The organism is Raoultibacter massiliensis, from assembly GCF_900199545.1.
GTDB lineage: Bacteria > Actinomycetota > Coriobacteriia > Coriobacteriales > Eggerthellaceae > Raoultibacter > Raoultibacter massiliensis.
Window position 1 is genome coordinate 247752 of sequence record NZ_LT962671.1, and the last position, 21598, is coordinate 269349.

22 protein-coding genes are annotated in these 21598 nt (G+C 61.2%); 5 read left to right on the plus strand and 17 right to left on the minus strand.

Features of this window, described 5'->3' with window-relative positions; genetic code table 11:
• Positions 1 to 3: 3 nt before the first annotated feature.
• From C1719_RS05220 to C1719_RS05290, 15 genes are all read right to left on the minus strand, one after another.
• Complete coding sequence (locus tag C1719_RS05220; RefSeq protein WP_102374156.1) at positions 4 to 495, minus strand: DNA gyrase; 492 nt, start codon at positions 493 to 495, stop codon at positions 4 to 6.
• Positions 496 to 560: 65 nt separating this feature from the next.
• Positions 561 to 956, minus strand: a complete 396-nt coding sequence (locus tag C1719_RS05225) for a hypothetical protein (RefSeq protein WP_102374157.1) — start codon at positions 954 to 956, stop codon at positions 561 to 563.
• 17 nt (positions 957 to 973) lie between these two features.
• Positions 974 to 1984, minus strand: coding sequence for a VirB6/TrbL-like conjugal transfer protein, CD1112 family (locus C1719_RS05230; protein WP_102374158.1), 1011 nt, complete (start codon positions 1982 to 1984; stop codon positions 974 to 976).
• Positions 1984 to 2703 carry a hypothetical protein gene (locus tag C1719_RS05235; protein ID WP_102374159.1) on the minus strand — a complete coding sequence of 240 codons (720 nt, stop codon included), beginning with the start codon at positions 2701 to 2703 and terminating at the stop codon, positions 1984 to 1986. Before C1719_RS05235 ends, C1719_RS05230 begins: the two co-directional genes overlap by 1 nt.
• A 13-nt stretch (positions 2704 to 2716) precedes the next feature.
• Positions 2717 to 3733 (minus strand): C40 family peptidase, encoded by a 1017-nt coding sequence (locus tag C1719_RS16190; protein WP_342745902.1) that lies wholly within the window; start codon positions 3731 to 3733, stop codon positions 2717 to 2719.
• Positions 3734 to 4006: 273 nt separating this feature from the next.
• The gene (locus tag C1719_RS05245; RefSeq protein ID WP_102374161.1) at positions 4007 to 6412 is read right to left on the minus strand and encodes a VirB4-like conjugal transfer ATPase, CD1110 family; all 2406 of its coding nucleotides are present in this window, start codon (positions 6410 to 6412) and stop codon (positions 4007 to 4009) included.
• The gene (locus tag C1719_RS05250; RefSeq protein WP_219717817.1) at positions 6390 to 6818 is read right to left on the minus strand and encodes a PrgI family protein; all 429 of its coding nucleotides are present in this window, start codon (positions 6816 to 6818) and stop codon (positions 6390 to 6392) included. The genes C1719_RS05245 and C1719_RS05250 overlap by 23 nt, the downstream gene beginning before the upstream one ends.
• A gap of 10 nt (positions 6819 to 6828) precedes the next feature.
• Positions 6829 to 7047, minus strand: a complete 219-nt coding sequence (locus C1719_RS05255) for a hypothetical protein (protein WP_015540454.1) — start codon at positions 7045 to 7047, stop codon at positions 6829 to 6831.
• A gap of 180 nt (positions 7048 to 7227) precedes the next feature.
• Entirely contained in the window at positions 7228 to 9054 is a 1827-nt protein-coding gene (locus C1719_RS05260; protein ID WP_102374162.1) for a VirD4-like conjugal transfer protein, CD1115 family, read from the minus strand.
• Between the two features lie 20 nt (positions 9055 to 9074).
• Positions 9075 to 9665 carry a hypothetical protein gene (locus C1719_RS05265; RefSeq protein WP_102374163.1) on the minus strand — a complete coding sequence of 197 codons (591 nt, stop codon included), beginning with the start codon at positions 9663 to 9665 and terminating at the stop codon, positions 9075 to 9077.
• A gap of 39 nt (positions 9666 to 9704) precedes the next feature.
• Positions 9705 to 9974 carry a hypothetical protein gene (locus C1719_RS05270; protein ID WP_245874375.1) on the minus strand — a complete coding sequence of 90 codons (270 nt, stop codon included), beginning with the start codon at positions 9972 to 9974 and terminating at the stop codon, positions 9705 to 9707.
• A 344-nt stretch (positions 9975 to 10318) separates the two neighbouring features.
• A complete protein-coding gene (locus tag C1719_RS05275; protein WP_102374165.1) occupies positions 10319 to 11473 on the minus strand; it encodes a hypothetical protein in 1155 nt (384 codons plus the stop codon).
• Entirely contained in the window at positions 11470 to 11988 is a 519-nt protein-coding gene (locus C1719_RS05280) for a plasmid mobilization protein (RefSeq protein WP_102374166.1), read from the minus strand. The genes C1719_RS05275 and C1719_RS05280 overlap by 4 nt, the downstream gene beginning before the upstream one ends.
• Positions 11978 to 13072, minus strand: a complete 1095-nt coding sequence (locus C1719_RS05285; protein ID WP_102374167.1) for a site-specific integrase — start codon at positions 13070 to 13072, stop codon at positions 11978 to 11980. The genes C1719_RS05280 and C1719_RS05285 overlap by 11 nt, the downstream gene beginning before the upstream one ends.
• Positions 13062 to 13286 carry a hypothetical protein gene (locus tag C1719_RS05290; RefSeq protein ID WP_015540460.1) on the minus strand — a complete coding sequence of 75 codons (225 nt, stop codon included), beginning with the start codon at positions 13284 to 13286 and terminating at the stop codon, positions 13062 to 13064. Before C1719_RS05290 ends, C1719_RS05285 begins: the two co-directional genes overlap by 11 nt.
• 132 nt (positions 13287 to 13418) lie before the next feature.
• On the opposite strand from C1719_RS05290, the gene C1719_RS05295 reads away from it, so the two are divergent.
• Entirely contained in the window at positions 13419 to 13850 is a 432-nt protein-coding gene (locus C1719_RS05295) for a helix-turn-helix domain-containing protein (protein ID WP_102374168.1), read from the plus strand.
• Positions 13851 to 14276: 426 nt separating this feature from the next.
• Here C1719_RS05295 and guaA read toward each other — a convergent pair whose 3' ends face one another.
• Positions 14277 to 15872 (minus strand): glutamine-hydrolyzing GMP synthase, encoded by a 1596-nt coding sequence (gene guaA, locus C1719_RS05300; protein WP_102374169.1) that lies wholly within the window; start codon positions 15870 to 15872, stop codon positions 14277 to 14279.
• Positions 15873 to 16266: 394 nt separating this feature from the next.
• Between guaA and C1719_RS05305 the strand changes: the two genes are divergently transcribed.
• The 3 genes from C1719_RS05305 to C1719_RS05315 all read left to right on the plus strand — a co-directional run bounded on the left by C1719_RS05305 (position 16267) and on the right by C1719_RS05315 (position 18010).
• A complete protein-coding gene (locus C1719_RS05305; protein WP_102374170.1) occupies positions 16267 to 16683 on the plus strand; it encodes a helix-turn-helix domain-containing protein in 417 nt (138 codons plus the stop codon).
• Positions 16684 to 16828: 145 nt separating this feature from the next.
• Positions 16829 to 17059, plus strand: a complete 231-nt coding sequence (locus tag C1719_RS05310) for a hypothetical protein (protein WP_146007843.1) — start codon at positions 16829 to 16831, stop codon at positions 17057 to 17059.
• A gap of 15 nt (positions 17060 to 17074) precedes the next feature.
• Positions 17075 to 18010, plus strand: a complete 936-nt coding sequence (locus C1719_RS05315; RefSeq protein ID WP_102374172.1) for an undecaprenyl-diphosphate phosphatase — start codon at positions 17075 to 17077, stop codon at positions 18008 to 18010.
• A gap of 87 nt (positions 18011 to 18097) precedes the next feature.
• Here the strand turns inward: C1719_RS05315 and C1719_RS05320 are convergent, their stop codons facing one another.
• Entirely contained in the window at positions 18098 to 19570 is a 1473-nt protein-coding gene (locus tag C1719_RS05320; protein ID WP_102374173.1) for a helix-turn-helix transcriptional regulator, read from the minus strand.
• Positions 19571 to 19821: 251 nt separating this feature from the next.
• Between C1719_RS05320 and C1719_RS05325 the strand changes: the two genes are divergently transcribed.
• Entirely contained in the window at positions 19822 to 21561 is a 1740-nt protein-coding gene (locus tag C1719_RS05325) for an FAD-binding protein (protein ID WP_102374174.1), read from the plus strand.
• The last annotated feature ends 37 nt before the right edge of the window (positions 21562 to 21598 follow it).

The following is a 21598-nucleotide window of genomic DNA, read 5'->3' on the forward strand; positions in this document are numbered from 1 at the left end:
TCCTTAGAACGGGATGTCTTCGCGCGACATGCGGGAGCTTGCGCGCTGGGCAGCGCCACGGCCGAGGCGCTCGCTGCCGTCGCGAGCTGAACGTGCGCGCGCAGAGAGGCTCTCCAGGTACTCGCTCCGGTTGCGCTCGATCGCGTCCCTGATCTGAGCGGGCATCACCTTGACGACTTCCTTCAGCTCGATGCCGTCCTCTCCAACGACGGGCTTGCCGTCCTCGTCGAGGATGCTCTTGCGGAGCCAGACCTCCCTTTCCGTGAGGAGGGGGATGTCGCGGTAATCCTCGCCGCGGTATCGGGATTCGTTCACGAACAACGGGCTGAACTGGTAGTAGCTGACGTCGCGCCCGTCGATCACCGTGCCCTTCGGAAGGGTCACGGAGTTGAAGGTCTTAACCTCGCCGGTCCTCCTGTCGGCGTACTCGATGTCCGTGCGCACGAAGTTCTTATGCAACGTGACATAGGTGTTCTTTGGTGTTTCCTGGCTCATGCGAGCCCTCCTTTACGTCTTGCGCCGGCCTGATGTGGAAGTGCCGGCTTCGGTGCCTGCGGGGCCTACCTGCCCATTCGATAACCAACCTTCTGCCTGATTTGGTCGACTGCGGGGATGCTCCTCGCGCGTTGGATCCTGGACGTGAGGGACTCGTCCTGGAGCAGCGCCCTCTCGAACTCCCCGTAGCCGATTCGCTCGATGTCGTTCGGCTCGTAGCCGAGATGCGCCTCTGCTGCGTCAACGAGGTCCTCGGCGTCCGAGTACCCCCAATTGAAACCGTTCATCACCTCCGTCCAGCCGTCCTCGCGCCTTGCCCAAAGGGAGAACGAGAAGCCTAGGGCGCGGCCGTCCTTGGGGTCAGGCGCCGCATGCGCCTCAAGCAGGAGGCGCGTTCCGTCCTCGGGGTCGTTCATCATCCAAGCCGCCTCCGGCGTGGCCCCGCTGTTCGGTTCGTACAAAACTTCCTTCCTTTCTCTTAGAATCCGCTAACTATGTCCCGAGCCCATGCGCCGCTCTTGGCGAGCGACAATATGAGCAGGATGCACATGGCCAGGTACTGCAATGCGTACGTGAGCCCGGTCGCGACCGCGTCCACTGGCGTTCCCGTGCCGGGATTCGCTCCCGTGAGCCCTCCGAGGATCACCGGGAAGGCGATCAGCAGGATCACGATGATCAGGCCCGCGACGCAAACGGCGGTGAAGTTCTTCAGGTAGCCAACCCCTATCTGCCTCGTGTCTTCCAAGGCCATGAAGGCGAGGGGGATCGGGCTGAACGCAGCCATGATGTAGAGCTGGAGGGCGCGGGCCCAGCAGACGACCAGGGCCACGATGTAGGCCGCGAGGACGACGACCCAGCTGATGAGTGACACGACGAGCATCGCAAGCAGAGCCGGGATGTCGTCGTCCGCGGTCACGATGGACGCGGCTGCGAGGTCAAGGGTCCCTCCCTGCCCGAACAGCCCCATGACCTTGTCGATTGCGATTCCGACCACCTCGTAGATGGACTGCATCAGCTCGAAGCTGTGCTGGATAAGGAACAGGAACACGGCGAAGAACACCAGGAGGAACACGACCTCCTTGACGCCTGGCATGGAGGCGTTCCTGTCGACCCTCTGCGAGATCTGTATAAGCTTCACAGTGAAGACCAGCGAGAGCACGCCGCATCCGATGGGGAGGATGGCAACCTCCCACACGCCGTGCGCGATGTCGTACATGGAGACGCTTCCCGACGTTGTGAGCATGGAGTCGAAGTCCGCGCCCAGGATTCCGTCGTAGCCGATGCCCTTCAGCACATCCACTTGCTTCGAGAACATCCAGTTGGTCGCGTCCCTTAAGAGCTCGGCCAGCCAGTTGTTGATGTCGCCCGCGATGTCCGCGTATGCGCCGTGTGCCGGCACGAGCAGCGTCGTCAGGAGCACGATCGTTGCCGCGAAGGCCAGCTTGAACCTGCGGTCATAGGCGAGTTTTACCAAGGAGCCCATCGGCATCACATCGCCGAGATCTTGCCCGACGTGCCGTCGACGACGATGGTCGCGATGGTCCCGTTGGGGTCGTCCAGCGTGAAGGTGGAGCTGGTCTTGTTGGCGTTGGCGTCGATGTAGACCTCGCCGTCCCAGGCCGCCGTCTTGGCGTAGGGGCTCCTGGACCTGGCGAAGTCCTGAAGGCAGCCAACGATGCCGTCCTTCTCAACGCCGGCAAGAGCCGCCAGGTAGTCGATGTCGCCGCTGATGGCGAGTTCGACGTCCTCGGGGGCATCGATGAGGTAGGCGGCCGAGATCTTGAAGGCGTCGCAGGTGATCGCCATGCCGCCGTTCTCGGTGGCGTCGACCCTGACCATGGACGGGGTTTGCGCGGATGTGATGCTGTCGCTGGCCCAGACGGACTCCGAGAAGCCGCCGCCGTCGGCCTTGGCGTTCTCCGGCTCCCAGTAGGTGACTTTTTCCTCGCCGGCAGCCCTCTCCACGAAGGCGCCGTTCATGATCGAGAGGGTCGCCTTCCCGTCCTTGGACGTCCATTTGGTGCCGAGCAGCTTCTCCAGGCTGTTCTTGGCGGCATCGGCTTCGTCCGCCGCGCCTTCCCCCTGGCCTTGCTCGGCCGGGTCCTGCTGCGTGCTGTGGACCATGGTGCAGCGCACGCACCCGGAGCCGATGAGCACGAGCAGGGCAGCGCATGCGAGCGCGGCCATGGCCTTGCTTTTCTTCTCCATACTTTTCTCCTTTCTAGTGGCGCGCCGTCAGGGCGCAGGTGAAGCAGTCGACTCCCGAGGCGATCCTGCAGACGTCCCCCGTGCGGGGCTCGTGGATGTACCTGTCGTCGCCGATGTAGATGGCGACGTGGCCGTGCCTGTAGAGGATGTCCCCGGGCCTGGCCTGGGAGATGGGTATCTGCCTGAGCTCGCCCTTCTGGTCTTCCGTGTAGTGGCTGATGCGGATGCCCGCCTGGCGGTAGCAGTACTGCGTGAGGCCGCTGCAGTCCAGGCCCTTTCCGGGCGTCGAGCCGCCCCAGACGTACGGCACGCCGAGCTGGCTGTACGCCGCGGCTACGATGGCGTTTCCCGCCTCCTCGCCGTCCCTGAAGTCCTCTAGGCTGAGGCCGTCGAAGCGGTACAGGCCGTAGGTCTGCATGATCGACTTGAGGGTCTCCACGTAGCTGGAGTCCGTTGCCCATCCTGCGTCCTTCAGGCCCTCGGCCATCTTGTCCGAGTCGTGGTTCGCCATCGCCTCCCTGATCAGAGGGTTGTTGGCGTACCGTCCCGCCTGCAGGAAGACTCGGCTGCGGAACCCGATGCACTCCGCGTCGCCTTTGAACACGATGAACTGGGCGGCGGTGGTGTAGTGGCTGCCGTCAGCCGCCTCCTCCCCGGTAGCCCAGCTGGCCTTTCCCGCCACTTCCGCGGCCGAAGCGTAGGAGGAGGCCCATTTCATGCCGAACAGGTTGTGGTCCCTGGTGGCGAGCTGGCTCATGCGGTCTCCCTGCCCGCTCTCGCAGATGATCTGGGCGATCGTGCAGCCGGCAGGGTGCCCGTACTTCTCCTGGGCGTCGAGGGCGGCCTCCACCATCTCGTAGGTGATGTAGGGAGGCAGTCCCTCCATGGCCTGCTTGTCCGCCTCGTTCTCCCAGAATCCGAAGAGCGCTGAGACAATTTGTCCCACCAGCAAGGCGCCCAGCACGAAGGCCACGATTCCGACGACGATGCCGGCGATCGGGGCGCCGGCGCCTGCGATGGCGCCTGCCACCCCGGCTCCGCCCNTCCGCGGCGTCGAAGGCGTCGCGGGCGCCTTCGAGCTCGTCCGTGTCGTCGAGCTCGTTTGCCATCGTGCCGGCTGCCATCCGCCTGAGGCTCGCCGATCCCATATGCTGCGGTTCGGCAGGCTTTCCAGGCAGCCCGAATCCGCTTCCGACGACTCCCTCGCGGAAGGACTCGCCGCCTGCCACCACGCCGGAGTTGAGAAGGTTCTCCCTCTCTCCGGCGACGACGTTGTGCATCGGGTCCCTGTCAGGGCCCCTCGTCATCGGGCGGACCTCATGCCCGCGCCGCCGAGGGCAGCCACTTCTGACGGCTTGGTGGTGAGCAGGTCGTAGATCCTGCCCTTGGGGAGCTCGTTGGTGATCGGGAGCCGTGCGCCTCCAGCCACGAGCAGGCCGTCGCCCGGCTTGATGCCGTCGTCGATGTAGCCGATCTCCTCGTCGGAGAGGTTGAGCGTCTCGGCCCACAGGTCCCTGTCCACCGTCGACTGCTTGTGGAGCATCAGGTAGTCAGAGTTGAGGATCATGGTCGATCCGATGTCGCTGCCGAGCATGAAGCTCGCGTTCTGCGACAGGCCGGTGGCGACAAGGCCGAACTTTCGTCCCTCGGCCCAGAAGCTCTCGAAGTAGGCGATGACGGCAGGGTGCTTGAAGAGGCTCTGCACCTCGTCGATGAACAGCCAGGTGGTCCTCTCCTCCGCGAAGTTCTGGTACATGCGGTTGCGCACCTGCTCTAGGGCGGTGAGCATGCCGAATACCTTCATGTCCGAGTTGAGGTCATGGAGGTCGATGTTCACCATCGGCGCGTCGAGGTGCACGTTGGACGTGCGGTTGAAGAACGAGAACGATCCCTTGACGTGGCGCTCGTAGCGCAGGGCGATCTCCCGCGCGACGGGCTCGGGCTGCTCAAGCAGGAGGTTGTAGAAGTCCTCGAGCACAGGGGTGCCCGCGGCTCCGGACCTGCGGTAGGCCTCCTCGACGCATCGGGCGATGATCGACCTCTCCGCCTGCGTGAGCCCCTGGTTCCCCTCGGCCATCATCGATGCGGAGAGGGCGAGGAACGCGTCCACCTTGAAGGCGATCTGGAGCGGGTCGGAGAGCGTGGCGACGTCCTTGGTGTCGAAGGGGTTCATGAACTGGCCGGAGTCGGCGGCCAGCCTGATGCTCACGCCGCCGCCCGCCTCCGCGACGGGGCGGCCCTCGCCGGTCGGGTCGATCCAGATCCCCTGGGCGCTGTCCCCGTAGAGCATGCGCACCTGAAGCCATACGCTCTTCTGGGCGTTCGACTTTCCCGTGCCCGGGGTCCCGAAGTCGAATCCCATCGGGGAGGGAAGCGAGAGCCTGTCGAGGATGGTGAGCGTGTTGGTGATCTTCGACTGCCCGAGGTAGATGCCTCCGGGTTGGTTGATCTCAAGGGAAGCGAAGGGCATCTGCATGGCGATCTGGCCGCTGGTGAGGAGCCTCGTCACGTCGCACTTGTTCGTCGCGAACGGCAGGACGGAGCCCCAGCCCTCCTCTTGGCGGTAATAGAGCCTCTCGATCGTCAGCGCCGAGCCTTTTGCCGCGGAGATGATGCGGTCGACGCGCTCGTCGAGCTCCGTTTCGGTGGAGGCGTAGGCGAAGACATAGCCTGCGTACTCGAAGAGCCGCTCGTTCTTGTTGCGCAGGAAGTCGAGCAGCTCCTCTGCGTCGGCCCTCGAATAGCGCAGCGCGGTCGAGGTCTGGGTGAGGATGATGCCCTTGCTGGCGGCGCGGCTCTTCTGGCCGCGCTCCTCCATGTCCATCCAGTCGATCTTGCCCTGGACCATGTCGATCGCCTTGTCCTGGGAGATGGGCTTCAGGTGGAGCGAGATCGAGAGCGGCATGGGGAGGTCTACGATGTTGGAGAGGCAGTCGTCGAGCAGCACGGATCCGAACGACCTGATCGCCATCACGCAGCACCAGGCGTCGTCGGCCTTGAAAGCGTCGCTTCGTCCGTTTGGCCTGAAGTCCACGGACATGGGGGCGACGAAGTCGGCCGTGCGCGCGGTGGGGCACTGGGACAAATTGTCCCAGTCGAACTCGAAGGCGCCCAACGGGCTCAGCAGGCCCCTGGCGACCCTGAGCTTCTCGAGGCCGTCGATGGGCTCGGCCTTGCTCTTGATCCTGGCGAGGGCCTGGACGCAGTCGTTGCGCATCCGCGCCAGCTTCGGGATCGCGGAGTCGATGTCCTCCGCCTCGGTGGTGAAGGTGAGGTAGCGGTGCCTCTTGAGGTTGGAGACGCCTTCGCGCATCTTGTCGTTGAGGATGCGGTTGTATTCCTCGACGTAGGGGTCCAGGCAGGGGTCCGACTTGGGGAAGAACGTCCTGTTGCCGATCTCCTCGGGCGGGACCGGCTCGTTGGTGATGGTCACCTGGACGCTGGTGTCGGGGTTGAAGTAGTTGTACAGGGCGCTCATGGTGCTGTAGATGTTCTCGCGGATGTCCTTCTTCGCGCACTGGTAGGTGATGTCGCCGAACCGCACGGTCTGGCTGAACAGGCCCGGTGCCACCTGTGCCACGCCGTTTTTGAGCATGAGTTCGTAACCGCACAGCTCCAGCGTGCCCTTCTGCCTTTTCCGCTCCTTCTTTTCATTCTTCCGCTCAGGGGCTTCCGCTGCACCCTTCTTACGCTTCCTCAGCAGGCTCATAGAGCTCCGCCCCCTTTCTGTAGGTACGCTTCCTTTCCTTTCGCGCGAGCTTTCTCGGTTCCAGCGCCAACGGCGCGGCCATCGCGCCCCTGTGGCTTGGCGTGTACTCGAAGTGGCGCTTGGCCAGGTGGTGCTTCGCCAGCAGCGGCAGGAACCTCTCGAACGGCATTCCGCGGGGCTTCCAGAAGCCCGCGAGCCAGAAGGGCAGTGTTGCGAGCATGATCGGGAACGTGGCGTCCGAGGGGTCGACCCCCAGCCAGAACCAGCATGCGAGGGCGGTCGCTATCGCGGTGGCGAAGCCCCCCGCCAGGCACACGCAGGTCCTGATGGACATGTCGCCGAACAGCTTCTGCTCGTACTCTCCGATGTCCTTCTGGATTGGGATGTGGAGCTTGTCGTCGATCAAACCGAGCCCCCTAAGCCGGCATCCACGAGGTGTCGAGCTGGCCGAAGTAGACGGCTGCGGCGATGATGATCGCGCCGCCGGCGATGGTCGCGATTCCGGCCTCCATGCCCTCGCCGCCGCCACCGCGGTTTCCGAAGGAGCGTCCGAGCTGTACTGCCCCCCAGACCACGAGGAACCCTCCGAGGAACGTCACGCAGCCCGTCACGAGCGAGATGATTTTTGCAAGCATGTGATTGCCTCCTTTGCGTCGTTGGCGCCTGGGTGGAAGGGGCGCCTTGCCTTGCGTGGTAAGATTTGGATGCGGAGCGCGCGAGCGCTCCTTTGCGTCTTGACGGCGGCAGCCGCATCGAGGGTGGAAGCTCGAAGCGGCCGAGTTGCTCGCGCATTGCCGCCGTCTCCGTGGCTTTCCCTAGACCACCTCCCTCATCCCCGCCGCATACGCGCCGAAGTCGAAGGGCTTGGCGTATATGGACCCCTTGTGCCCGGGCTCGACCTCGGCCCATCGGGGATGCTGCGCGGCGTCGTATTTGTCGTCTTGGAACGGATAGGTTCCCGCGATGAGCAGCAGGGCCTTCCTCCTGGAGAGGCGTCCCACCTCGTCGGGGAGCATGAGCGGTCTCTCGAAGATCGTTCGGTTCACGGTGGTCGACTTGTTCTGCCCCTCCGTGTCGTTGAGGGTGAGGGAGGCGATGGTCTGGTTTCCCAGCATCTTCGAGATCTCCTCGTTGGTGCCGAACAGCGTCGACCCCAGGAACAGCGTCGTGTCGCAACAAGCCCTGATGGACAGCGCCTTCTCCTCGCCATAGGTGCCCTTCAGCTGCTCGAAGGACTGCAGGATCATGGACATCGAGACGTTCCTGCTTCGGATGACCGCGATGAACCTGTCTATGTCGGGGAGCTTGCCGATGTTCGCGAACTCGTCGAAGACCAGGTGGACCGGCGTGGGGAGCTTGCCGCCGTGGTCGATGATCGCCGCATCGCAAAGCTCGTTCACCGCCTGCCACATGAGCATGGCGAACAGGAAGTTGAAGGTCCCGCGGGTGTCCGGCATCGACGCGAACACGACCGTCTTCTGCCCGGCGTCCCCCATGGCGTCGAGGTGCAGCTCGTCGTCCGCCAGGATGTCCTGCACGTTGTCGGCCATCATGGGCAGGCATCGCGTGTTGCAGCTGATGATGATCGACTTCAGGGTCTCTCCGGCCGCGGTCTTGAAGCGCTTGTACGCGTTGAGGGCGAAGTCCTTCGACTGGTCTGCTGGTTCCCTTACCTGCTCCCAGCGCACCGTGGAGGCTCCGTTCGTGAACGCCCTGGAGTTCTCGTCGAAGGGCTGCTCGTCCTTGGCGGAGACCAGTCTCTTGCCCGTCTCCAGCTCGTGGAAGAGCAGGTCGAGCGGGCTCATGTAAGACTCGTTGCCCTCGCGTGCCTCTGCCAGGGAGAGGAGCGTCAGCATCCCGGGGAGGCTGCGGTCCTCTGGAGGGCAGTGGTGGACGAGGTAGGCGATGAGGGCCGTGTAGAGCAGGCGCTCGGCGTTCTCCCAGAACGGGTCGCCCGTGTGCTCGGCGTCGCCGGTGGTGTTGGTGATGAGGCATTCGACGATGGCGAGCACGTCGATGTCGCTCCTCACGTAGGCCAGCGGGTTGTAGTGGCTTGAGGCCTCCATCCTGACCAGGTCGAAGTTCCTGATCCTGTAGCCTGCGGCCTGGAACATCCAGCCCGTGGAGCCGATGAGGGTGCCCTTGGGGTCGGTCACCAGGTAGCTCGCGTTCATCTGCATCAGCAGCGGCAGCACGTGGCTGCGGGTCTTGCCCGTGCCGGGAGTGCCGACGACGCAGATGTTTCGGTTGCGATCGGTCTCCAGGTCGAACTCTGTCCTGGAGACGGGGATTCCTATGTTCTTGGTGAGGGGGATGTTCAGCGAGGGGTCGTCCCGGTTCATGAGCCCTTTGCCTTCGTCGACGGTTCCCCAGCGTGAGGAGCCATGCTCTTCGCCGCGCCTGAACGTTCCGCCCCTAAGTGCCCTGTGGACCCAGATTCCCCAGATCGCGCAGGCAGCGAGGATGCCCGCCAGCGGCGCGAGCGCGTTAGCGCGCCCTATGCCGCCGCCCGCTATCCAGCCGGGCAGCTGCACGAGGGCTTCGAAGGGGTCCAGGGAGCCTTCCGGAAGGGCAAGAAGGCTCCCTGCGAAGACGAAGCTTGCGAGGGCAGCGCAGGCTGAGAGAAGGGCGACTTTCGCCACGGTATGTCTTGCGAAGGGCGTCAACGGCCCCTCGCCTGGTCGATTACCTCGCGGCTCCTTCCGCGTGCGCGCTCTGCGAGTTCCGCTGATTTCTTGAATGCCTCGACTCGGTCCTGGAGGGGCTCCTTGTCGGGATCGTCGATTCCGTGTTTTGCCTTGTCCGGGTCCTTGCGCCCGCGCTCCCTTGCGAGCTGCTGCTCGGCGCGCTTGCAGGCCCTGTTGGTCTCGTCTGCCAGCTCGTTGAAGCAGCGGGCAACCTCGGGCGCGTCGTCGACCCTGAATATCAGGAACGACTTCTCGCCTTCGTCGTAGAACTCGTGCTGCAGTGCTTCTCGGTCGAGCTTCCCGTCGATGACCTCCTTGATCGTCTCGAACTCGGGCAGCTCCTTGAATTCGTGCAGGTTGAGCTTCGCCCATTCCGGTGCCGTCTCGGGCTGCTGGGGGTTGGCAAGTGCGGCTCCTTCGCGGCCGATCTCGCCGACGGAGTTCCTGAAGGCCATGGAGACCCTTGCGGCGCCGTGGCTCATGGCCGCTTGCCCGGCTTCCTGCCCGACGCGGACCATCCAGTCGAACAGCTTCTCTCCGGATTCGTCCCCGAAGTCGCTCGGCATGTTTCCCTCCTTCTCTGCTGGGACGATTTGTCCCAGTGGCTAGGGCCGTCGTTTTCTGCGGGAGTGAATCTGCTCTGGAAGGTCGTCGATGGCGACGAAGAAGTATTCCCTGAAGTCGATGCAGAACATGTGGGTGGTCTTTATCAGCTCCAGGGCGCTGAGGGTGACCTCGCCCCTGAGCTTCTTCCCGGCGTTGGTGTCGCTGATGCCGAGTCTCCTGGCGTATTCCGTGGTCGACATGCCGCATCTTTCCTTGCTGCTGTTGATCACTCCCAAAAACTGCCTGGTAATCGGGTCTAAGTCTTCCATTGCTTCCTCCATCACTCACGGCTGCGAGTCGCCGTAGCCGCGGCCCCTTCAGGCCCGGTGATGCTGGGAAGGGTAACGGTGCGCTTCGTGTCTGTGTTGAAACCCGTCATGTGGCGACGGGAATCCGTCATGAGGTGACGGGTCGGGCGGGCGCAACGCGATCGGGAGGCAGTGGGCCGAACCCGCGCCTGGGCACAGTAATACTGTCTGCACTCTATAGAAAACTGAGTTTTCAGGTGCCCAATACATAGGACAGTGAATAATGAAAGACCAGTTGGCAGGTTGTTTTCGACGAAGGCGGACAACCGCAGCAAGCTTACTGGGACAATTTGTCCCAGTAAGACTTAACCGGGTTTGAGTTTCTCGTCGCGATAGGCTCGGTAATCGCCCATCGCATCGCTCAGATGATCGAAGCCGCTGCTGAAGTCCCAGGCCTTCGCCCAGAGCTCACGTGCCACGGGGTCCGAGTCGCGCCACTCCGCCTCGAGCCTGTTGATGCGCTCCTCTTCCTGCTGGCGCCGCGCCTCGGCCTCCCTTTCGGCCCTCTGCCGCTCGATTCGGGCGCGCTCGCTTCTCCGTTTCGCGATGGCGGATTCCAAGCTCAAGCCTGCGACGGGCCTGTTGGGCTTCAGCCAGGTTGACAACGTGGCGATGAAGCGCTGCTCCGTGCCGGCGTTTTCCTGCTGGATCACGTAGCGGCGATAGGTCTTTGCAAGGAAGTCCTCGTCGACCCCCTCGCATCCGAGCGTTTCGCCCCACACCCTCCAGGCCTTCTCCTTAGCGCACTGGGATGCCTTGGAGCGGGGGACCTTTTCCCATGCGCTCTCGAACTCGTCGCTTGTCTCCTCCGGCCCTCCATCCTCCTTGCCGCAAGAAAGTTTTCCTGGCTGCCTGGTTGGTTGGTCAGAAGATAATCTCTCAGTAGTCTCTGAGTAATCTTTGTATATGTCTGGCGAATTTTCGCCATACCTATGACGAAATTTCGACATAGGGGTACCCGAGTCAGGGTCTTCTCCGTCATAGCTATGACGTTTTTTCGTCATAGGGTCCGGGCATGTGCTTTGCTCTGGGTAGGTGAGCTCTGCGATGCGCTTGGGGTCGATCGCGATGAACATCACGTTCCCCATCATGCCCGCCCCGCACTCCACGTTGCGGAATATGCGCTTCACGGCCCCGAGCTCTTCGAGCCTTACGACGGCATCCTTGGCCTGCCTCTTGCTGATCCCGAAGTGCTCCGAGAGCTGCTCGTAGTTTCGCTGCAGGTAGTCCGAGGCGAAGCGCTTCTGGTAAGCGATTACGTCGCCCGTGTATTCGTCGCGCACCTCTCTGGGACGGTACCAGTAGAGGACGTCCGAGAGGATGTTGATCGCCACCAGGTCCGCCTTGCCCGATGGCGTCGTTATTGTCTTGTACCAGGTTGCGGGTATGACGTTTCCCGTTACGGCCATGGTCGCGATGGCGTCAACGGCAGCGTTCCCCGTCAGCTTCCGTGCGATCATCGCCGTTCCTTTTTGAACATTCCCTTCGTGGACTCCCTGTGTCTCTTGGGCTTCCTCGCGCCCGCATCTGCTATCGGCTCCACTTCATCCGGAGTGAGCGGGATTTGCCTCATGTCGGGAGCCATGGTCTCGCTGAGGTCCGAGGTCTCCATCTCTTCGAGCGTCGTTCCTTCGGAGTGCTTGTCGATGACCATTCCCTGCTCGTTCATCTGCGCGAGGACGTCGAGAATCGCCTCCGAGACGTCGACCAGCCTTTCGTTGACCCTTTCCCCGGCAGAGATCCTGGAGAGCTCGTCGGCGACCCTTTTCGCTTGTATTGCCAGGGCCTTCTGGACCCTGACCGTGGGGAGGACGGTGATCTCGTTTCCCTCCAAGCGGTTGATGATGAAGGCCTGCTTGGTCATTCCGCTGAGCGCGGCGAGCTGGTTTATCCTCTCGTTCTCTTCTTCCGAGACGCGGAAGCCGACTGTGGTGTCTCTCCACCGGCCTTCTCTGTCCAGGCTCTTAACGCTCATGGCCTTCGCCTCTCGCGTTCATGAGGGCGTCGAGGACGTCCGCCATGTTCCTCTGCTGATTTGGGAACAGGTGGGCGTAGCGGTAGGTGATATGAACGCTCTCGTGGCCCATTCTGTCGGCGATTGCCACGGCGGTGAAGCCAAGGTTGATCAGGAGTGACACGTGGCTGTGCCTCAGGTCGTGAACCCTGATCTCCTTGACCCCTGCAAGCTTCGCGGCGGTCTTCAAGGTGTTGTTGAGGGCGTACTTGGTGAAAGGGAAGAGGCGCTCGTCTTCGTTCGGCTCCCGCTCCATCTCCATGTATTCCTGGAGCTCCTGTGCGAGGAATCTCGGGAGGGCGATGACCCTTTCCGACTTCTTCGTCTTCGGCTTGCCGATGATGTCCCTGCCGTTTAGGCGGCTGTAGGACTTCGTCACGCTGATGGTCCTGTTCTTGGTGTCGATGTCTTTGGCGGTCAGGGCGAGCAGCTCGCCTTCCCTTAACCCGCACCAATAGAGGATCTCGTATGCGTAGAACATCTCAGGTCGGTCGACGACCTGCTCGGAGAACTTCAGGTACTCCTCCGTCGTCCAGAACTTCATCTCGTTGCCCTGTTTCTCTCCGACTCTCCCGGCTTTCTGGAGGGGGTTCGAGGGGAGTCCGTAATGCTTCACGGCATGGTTGAGAATGGCGGAGAGCTGGTTCTCCACGGTCCTGATGTAGGTCTCGGAGTACTTCTTGCCGTTCTTGTCCCTTGCTTTGAGGAGGGTGTTTTGCCAGTCCATGATGTCTCGCGACGTGATGTCGACGACCCTCATCTTGCCGAAGAACGGGATGAGCTTCTCGCTGATCATGTACTCCTTGCTGCGCCAGGTCGTCTCCCTCAGCCTCGGGCGTACGTCCTCGGCGTAGACCTTGACGAACTGTTCGAAGGTCATGCTCGTCGACCTGGCCTCGTTGGCCAGAAAGTCCCTTTCCCACGCCAAGGCATCGGTCTTGGTCTTGAAGCCTCGCTTCGTTGAGTCGATTGTCTCGCCGTCGTGGTTGGTGTAGTGGAGCTTGACCAGCCACGTACCCCGCTTCTCATCCTTCCTAACGCTCATTTCCGGCCTTGCTTTCCAGCTCGCTCAGGTCGATCTCGTCGCTCCGTCCGAAGAGCCTCTCTTCGTAGTAGCTTCGATTGGTCTTTCCCCGCATCGTTATGCAGCCCATCTCGTCCAGCTCCTCGTTGAGCTTCCTGACGATCTTGTAGGCATGCTGCATGCTGCATTCCAGGTCTTCGGCCACCTCTTTGGCCGTGATGAGTCTTCCGTCCATCGTTGTGTCCTTTCTATTGATACAGAAACGTATCAGTGCTACAGACACAATAGCTGATACAATTACGTATGAAAGAAAAGAGCGTCGGGATTCGCCGAAAAACATATTTGGTATTACAAGTCAGGAGGGCCGATGAAGGTCGGAGAGAAGATTCAACGCATCAGGAAGGAGCGCGGCTACACTGCAGACCAGCTCGCCGAGATGCTCGGGATATCCGCCGTCTCCCTTCGCAAGTACGAGTACGGGGAGCGCACCCCGAAGGACCCCATGATCGCCGAGATCGCCCGCTGTCTCGAGGTGAACCCCTCCTCTCTCAAATCCGACTGGGGAAGCGACGCGAACGATGCGATACACATGCTGTTCGAGCTGGAGGAAGCGTTTTGCCTAGAGCCAATCAAAGTTGGGGACACTGTCGTCTTGGCTCTTCCGGAAGACTTGGGCAGCGAGGATCAGGAAGCACTGGCGAGGGCGCTTCGCCACTGGTATAGGAACAACAGGGACCTGAAGGACGATGAGCTGACGAGGGACGAGTATGTTGCCTGGAAGGACTCCTTCAAGGCCTAGACTCCCTAAATAGAACCGAAAACGGCCTCGTCAGAGGCCTTTTTTATGCCGTGACCCGTTCGTGACCCAAACTGGAAAGATTTTCTTTGGAACCAATGATACAATATCGTATCAGTTTGGTAGTTGCAGGTGGTTAGCGGGTCTGCATCGTATAAAATGGCGTTTTACCACAGGTAATGATACGAATCCGTATCAACCGTTACTCTTAGTGGGTTTTCCCGATTTCCGTAAAAATTGCAGGTGGATACGGATAATTTCACCTGTTAGCCGCTTGCAAAGTGACTTCAATATGACCTAGTTATCTTAGGTCACGCTGGTACGATTTTGTATTCTGACTTGCGTAATCTGGATACAAAAACACCTCTTGAGCAGGTTATTCTCAAGAGGTGTTGTAGGTCACAGATTGATACGATAATGTATCAGCTTTTACTCCCATTCAATCGTTGCCGGGGGCTTGCTTGTGATGTCGTACGCCACCCGGTTCACGCCCGGCACCTCGGCAACGATCCTGCTCGAAATCCGTCCCAGAACCTCGTAGGGGAGCTTCGCCCAATCCGCCGTCATGGCGTCGCTCGACTCGACGGCGCGCAGGATGATGGGGTAGGCGTAGGTCCGCTCGTCGCCCATGACGCCGACGCTTTTGACGTCGGGGAGCACGGCGAAGTACTGCCAGACGCTCCGCTCGCTGTTGCGCTCGCCGGTTTCCTCGAACACGGCAGCGTTGTAGGCGTCGAGCTCCTCGCGCACGATCGCGTCGGCGTCTTTCAAGATCGAAAGCTTCTCAAGCGTTACGGTGCCGATGATGCGGATAGCGAGCCCCGGGCCGGGGAAGGGCTGGCGATGCACGATGTGGTCGGGCAGTCCGAGCGCCGTGCCCAATGCCCGCACCTCATCCTTGAAGAAATGGTCCAGGGGCTCGATCAGATCGAAGTGCACGCCTTCGGGGAACGGAATCAGGTTGTGGTGGCTTTTGATGGTGCTCGCCTTGCCGCCCGTCTTGCGCGCGCCGCTCTCGATGATGTCGGGATAGATGGTTCCCTGCGCCAAGAACTGCACGCCGTCCAGGTCCTGCGCGACGGTGAAGAACTCTTTCCAGAACTGCGATCCGATGATGCGGCGCTTCTCTTCGGGCTCCACCACGTCGGCGAGCAAAGCCGCATAGCGCTCTTCGGCGTGCACGTGCACGAAGTCCACGTCGAACTGGCGGGTGAACACCTCTTCAACCTCTTCGGGTTCGTTTTTGCGCAACAGCCCGTGATTCACGAACACGCAGGTGAGCTGCCGTCCGATCGCGCGGGCGCACAGCGCCGCCACCACGCTCGAATCCACGCCGCCCGAAAGCCCGAGGATCACGCGCTTGTCTCCCACCTGTTTGCGGATCGCTGCAACCGATTCCTCGATGATGCTGCCCATTGTCCATGTAGGCTTAAGGCTGCAGATTTTGAACAGGAAGTTCTCGAGCATGGCACTGCCGCATTCGGTGTGACGCACCTCGGGATGAAACTGCGTCGCGAACAGCCTCGCCTCCGCGTTTTCCATCGAGGCGACGGGGCAGGCGGCGGTCGACGAGGTCACTGTGAAGCCAGCGGGCACTGCGGTCACGGCGTCGCGGTGGCTCATCCAGACGGTTTGCTCGTCGGGCGTACCTGCAAGCAGCTCGGATGCACCGGTCCGCACGATCGAGGCGGGGCCGTATTCGCCCGCATCGGTGTGGCTGACGATGCCGCCGAGTGCGGCGGCCATTGCTTGCTGCCCGTAGCAGAAGCCGAGCACGGGAATGCCGAGGCTCAGTATCTCGGGGTCCAAAGAGGGGGCATCTTCCGCATACACGCTTGCAGGACCTCCCGACAAGATGATGGCCGAAGGCTTCTCGGCTTGCATCTCTTCGGCGGATATGTCGCAGGGAACGATCTCGGAATATACGTGCAGATCGCGTACGCGGCGGGCGATGAGCTGGCCGTATTGGGCTCCGAAATCGACGACGATGACTTTCTGATCAGGCGAGGTTGCTGCTTGCGTCACGGGTGCTCCTAATCTTTTTTACAACCGGGTGCACGCTGGGGTTGGATGTCCGCAGATTGCGTGCCGAAAAATATCAACACTATAGTACATGAACGTTTCCAGTCGGTTTCGCCATGCGCGCAAGCGCCATGCCATTTCCTTTTCAAGACCATGGTTCCTTGCTGCTCGCCATCGACTCGCCACAGAGGTGCCAGCCTGCGCGCAGAAGCCCCAAGGCCACATGTGCACGGTTGACTGCCGCGCCCGAAACCTTGATTGTTTCCGCAGTTCAACCCTTGGTAAACCAGAGGTCTACCCAATTCAACCGGCGGTCGCTCGGGTGAACTCGCAAGAAGTGATACGATGCGACTGCTGCACACGCAGCGAATTCAACTCAGAACCGAGGAATGAGCCCATGAGCACCCAAACGCTTGGAGCGATGATCGCATCGTTGAGGAAAGAGCACGGAATGACCCAGCTCGAGCTGGCGGAGAGGATGGGCGTGACCGACAAGGCCGTCTCGAAATGGGAGCGGGACGTGTCGTGTCCTGATATCAGCCTGCTGCCGAAGCTCGCAGAGACGTTCGGCGTGTCGGTCGATCAGCTCATGCGGATCAAGTCGAAATCGCAGGTGGGCGGCATCCGGAAAGAGGCGGAGCGCATCATCGCGCTCGTTCTCAAGGCGGTCGCCCTGGCGATGGGGGTTGCCGTGCTTGTTCTGTCGATATTGAGGTCGCTCGACATGTACGCGGGATTCACCCTGCTGGGCATCGGCTTGGCATGCGTGGGGATCTCTCTCTTCTCGAGTCAAGCCAACGGCAGCGATTCGTAGGCGGAGCCTGCAATAGCGGTCAGGCGCGATCGCAGGCTCCTCAGCGGTCGGAAGGCGCAGGCGCTTTTGTTTCCGGCTCCTTTTTTCGGATGACATCATGGTGTATTTTTCGCGGCCTGCGGGGTCGTCGTGTACAATGCAGCGCATGGACAAAAAGCGAGTGGAAATAGACGAGGATAAACGCAGGGATCTCCATGAGTCCTTCAACAACCGCATCTCGTACGTGTGCAAGCTCGCGGCGCTCGTTATCGCCGTCGTCGCATTCGGGTCGGTCATTCTCGGCCAGGACGACAAGACGTTCGTGATCCTGGGCTTATGCGTTTCCGTCGCCCTGCTCGCCATCGCGTCGCTCCAAGACAACTCCGGTAAAAAGTAAAAGGTATCTCAACGTATGATTATCGAAGCGCTCAAGGCCTTCCTCATCGGCATCGTCGAGGGCATCACCGAATGGCTTCCCATCTCCTCGACCGGTCACATGATCCTCGTCGACGAATTCGTGAAGCTCCAGGTTTCCGAAGATTTTCTCGCACTGTTTCTCGTGGTCATCCAGATCGGTGCGATCCTCGCCGTGCTCATCCTGTACTTCCACAAGCTCAACCCTTTCTCGCCGAAGAAAACCTCGGTGGAGAAGAAAAGCACGTGGAGGCTGTGGGGGATGGTCGTCATCGGCTGCATTCCCGCCGCCATCTTCGGATTCGCGCTTGATGACTGGGTGAACGAGCATTTCTACAACAAGGTCGTCGTTGCCTCAATGCTCATTTTGTACGGCATCGTCTTCATCGTTCTCGAGCGCCGCAACCGCAAGCGCTTGCGGCAGGCCGAGGCCATGGTTGCCGCTCCGCGCGGCCGCCATGCCCGCATCGACGCAAGCGATACGGCGCAAGCCGCCGAAGAAGCCCTTTTCAAGGTGAACGATGTGGACGATATCGACTGGAAGACCGCGCTCAAGATCGGCTGCTTCCAGGTGCTCGCCATCATTCCCGGAACGAGCCGATCGGGTGCCACCATCATCGGCGGCATGCTGTGCGGCTGCTCGCGCACCGCGGCGGCTGAATTCACCTTCTTTTTGGCCATTCCCGTCATGCTCGGTTGGGGGCTTGTGAAGGTGGTCAAGTTCGTGCTCAAGGGTCTCGTCATGAGCCAGGTGGAGATTGTCGTGCTCGTGGTGGGCATCGTGACCGCGTTCGTCATGTCGGTCATCGCCATCCGCTTCCTCATGGGCTATATCAAGAAGAACGACTTCACGGCGTTCGGCTGGTACCGCATCGTTGTGGGCGTGCTCGTACTCGCCTATTTCTTCTTCGAGTCGATGGGCATGCTGCCGTAGCCGATCGCCGAAGGCGGCTGTCGGCAGTGCGTGCTTTTTTGCTCGCATGTCGGTGCGCTGCCATCGTTGCAGCGGGCGCTGCTTGGGCTAATACGTTTCCATCATGTCGATCAGCTCCTGCTGGGAATGCAGATCCATTTTCTGGTAAATGTGTTTGATATGCGTCTTGATGGTGTTGCGCGAGATGATGAGCTCCTCTTCGATGAAGGGCACGTTGCGACCCTTTGCAAGCAGCCTGAACACATCGGTTTCGCGTTCGGTGAGCGAAAACCGTTCGGCGATGCGGGCGCACTGGCGGTCGATCGCGTCGGCTCGCTCGTCTTCCGGTTCGGCGGCGGGTTCGAGCAGCGGCACCGCTTCGATTCCCTCGATAGTCGCTTCGAAGCTGAACGTTCGCAGCGCGAGCAGGTTGAAAGCTGAGAACGCAAGCACTACGAGCACGACGGCGCCGGGAACGAGTAGCGGTTCTGCGACGAGCAGCCCGTTGGTCAAATGCCCGAGCGAAGTGCCCACAAGCGTGCCCGCGCTTGTGGCGAACTGGCCCCAAGCGAAGATGGGCAGCGCGTGAAGCGGGTTTCTTCGGCCGATTGCGGCGAGCGTGTAGTATACGAGCACCGAGAAGCAGTCGGCACCTGCAGCCAGAAGCACGTTGGGAATGGATGTGCCCGAAAACTGCGGCACGAGCACGCACAGAAACCCAGCCAAGATAAACAGACTCGCCACCTGGTACAGGATGTCGGCGGGAGCTGCTTTGCCGGCAACGACTGCCTGGACGGCCACGAGGGCGAGCGGCAGGAATGCGAGGATCGTGATCTGGGGCATGCCGTCCGATTCGCCGAACATGAGAGAGAATCCGTAGGCAATGCGGAATACGAAGAATGAAACGAACAGGATATGCGAATAGGGGAGAAACGCTCGCGGCTCGGTGAGTGCGAGAGTGGCGGACGAGGGGTTCGCGCGTATTCGATCGAAGATCGATGCCGCGTATGGGTAGGTGAGCGCGACGATTGCGAGAGGTCCGATGGCGAACATCGCAGTGCCGATCGAATCGGGTAGGGCTATGAACATGCTGCGCAGCAGATAGGCAAGCGCGAGGCTGCCTGCGATCCCGATGGCGACGGCGCGCGCATCGAGTGCGATGAGCATGATGCACGCGTGGACCGAGATGAGGCCGCGCCCGAAGTTCATGAGGAATCCGCCGCAAACGAGTGCTACGGGGTTCGCGGTTGCAAGCCCGAGGGCGACAAGCGCGAGACCCGCGATAAGTATTCCGATGGCGGCGACGGTGAACCTGCTCGGTTTGAAGGCATCGGGTCGAAGCGATGCGGCTATGGCGACGGTGAGGTAAGCGCAGCACGAGCCGATGGTCGCGACTTCGCGCGCCATGCCGAGCACGAGCGCGAAGCGCGGAAAGATGTATTGGTTGAGAAGCCACGTTCCCAGGAACATGAGCACGAGCGCGCCGAAGCAGCGCAGCCACCGCGCATTCGCTATTTCGCCGATCAGCTGTTGGCGGCTTTTGCCTCCGATTTCACGGCTCTGTTCTTCCGATTCGACCATTCTCTGACTTCCTCGATTCGATCAAAGCAGTATACCAGTCTGCATGCAAGTTTTCTCGTCGCCCAATAAGACAGGCGATTGAACAGGAGTTATACAAATCTCCCCTTGTCTGGGTGATGGCGGAATCGGCGCGGATTCCATAATGGGGACCATCAGACGGGCCTGGCGCAAAGCGAAAAAACCAGCCGGGCGCGCACCGAAACGCCGACGCCTCGAAGGGCGCTGGAAAACCGAACGGGAGGACAGGAAACATGGAAATCGAAATCAAAAAGGGATTGTCTCGTCGCAGCTTTCTCGGGCTTGCGGGCATGGCGGGCGTCGGCGCGGTAGCCGGGCTTGCGGGATGCTCGCCCCAGCAAAGCTCCACGGCCGATCAGAAGAGCGCCGCGCAAGCCGCCGAGGGATCGTCGAGCGCGGCGAGCGGGCAGGCGGACTGGCTCGGCAGTGCGCCGGAAATCGCTGAGGGCGACATCGTCGAGACGAAGACCACCGACGTGCTTATCGTGGGCGCAGGCAACGGCGGTATGATGGCAGCTGCAACGGCTACCGACGAGGGCATTGATTTCATCATCTGCGAGAAGAACGACAAGCCGCAGAGCACGCGCCACTGGATCGGTGCGGTAGACACCGCTCAGCAGAAGGCTGCCGGCGTCGAGATCAACCACGGCGAGCTTATCAACGAGCTCGCGCGTTACGCATCCTACAAGTGCGATATGGATGTCTGGAAGGTATGGATCAACGAATCCGCCGAAATGCTCGCCTATCTCGATCCGATCATGGAGGCCTCGCTCGGTTTGACCGCGACGGTTGACACCGAAAAGTTCGACAAGCAGCTTCACTACACTCCCATGGTGCAGCACATGTATCTTGAGGATCCTGCGCTCGGCACGCGTCCTGAAAAGGAGCGAAACGAGGTACTCTACGAGTACATTCAGAGCAAGGGCAAGGACATCACGTTCAAGCACAAGCTCGTTAAACTTGTGCGCGAGGGCGGAACCGAGGGCCGCGTAACCGGCGCAATCTTCGAGACCGACAACGGTTACGTGCAGATCGATGCGAACAAAGGCGTGCTTTTGACCACGGGCGGCTATGCTGGCAATGCGGTCATGACCAAGGCGCTTGCGCCCATCGTGCCCCAGTGCACCACCACCGCCAACAACACGCCCTCCTGCGACGGATCGGGCATCAAAGCCGCCCTTTGGGCGGGTGCGAAGATGGATCCGCAGCCCGCCCCCATGCTGTTCGCTCGCGGCGCGGTTGCCCCCGGCGTCGATGCGGGCTATACGGGCGAAGGCGAAGACGCCGCGCTTCCCGGAAACGTATTCCAATCGAACGTGGGCACTCAGCCGTTCATGAAGGTCGACCGCACGGGCAAGCGATTCGTCAACGAGGCGAGCCCCTACGAGGCCGTGTGCTTCGCATCGAGCAACCGTCCCGGCGGCGTGTGGTGCGAGGTATGGGACGGCAACATCGTCGAGGACGTCGAGCGTTTCTCCACCGTCGGCTGCTCCAAAGGCATCGCCCAGCAGTTCGCTGCGGGCGTCACCCCCGATGAGATGTTTGCCAAGCAGATCGAGGGCGGTACGGTCTTCAAAGCCGACACCATCGAAGAGCTCGCCGATCAGCTCGGGTTCGAGGGCGAAGCCAAGGAGAACTTCCTTGCGCAGGTCGATCGCTACAACGAGCTGTACGACCAACAGAGCGACGACGACTACGGTAAGGAGGCCTTCCGCCTGTCGGAGCTGCGTACGCCTCCGTTTTACGGCGGCTGGTTCGGTGCCTGCTACCTCACCACGGTCGATGGCATCAAAATCAACGCCAACATGCAGGCGCTCGATCAAAACGAGGAGGTCATCGAGGGGCTGTACTGCGCCGGCGATTGCTCGGGCAGTCTGTTCGCCGACAACTATCCCGAATACATCATCGGCTGTGCATGCGGGCGCACCCTCACGTTCTCCCGCCATGCCGTGAAGTACATGAACGAAAACTAGCATTCGAACAAGGGTTAGCTGCTCGTTTCTTGCTGCC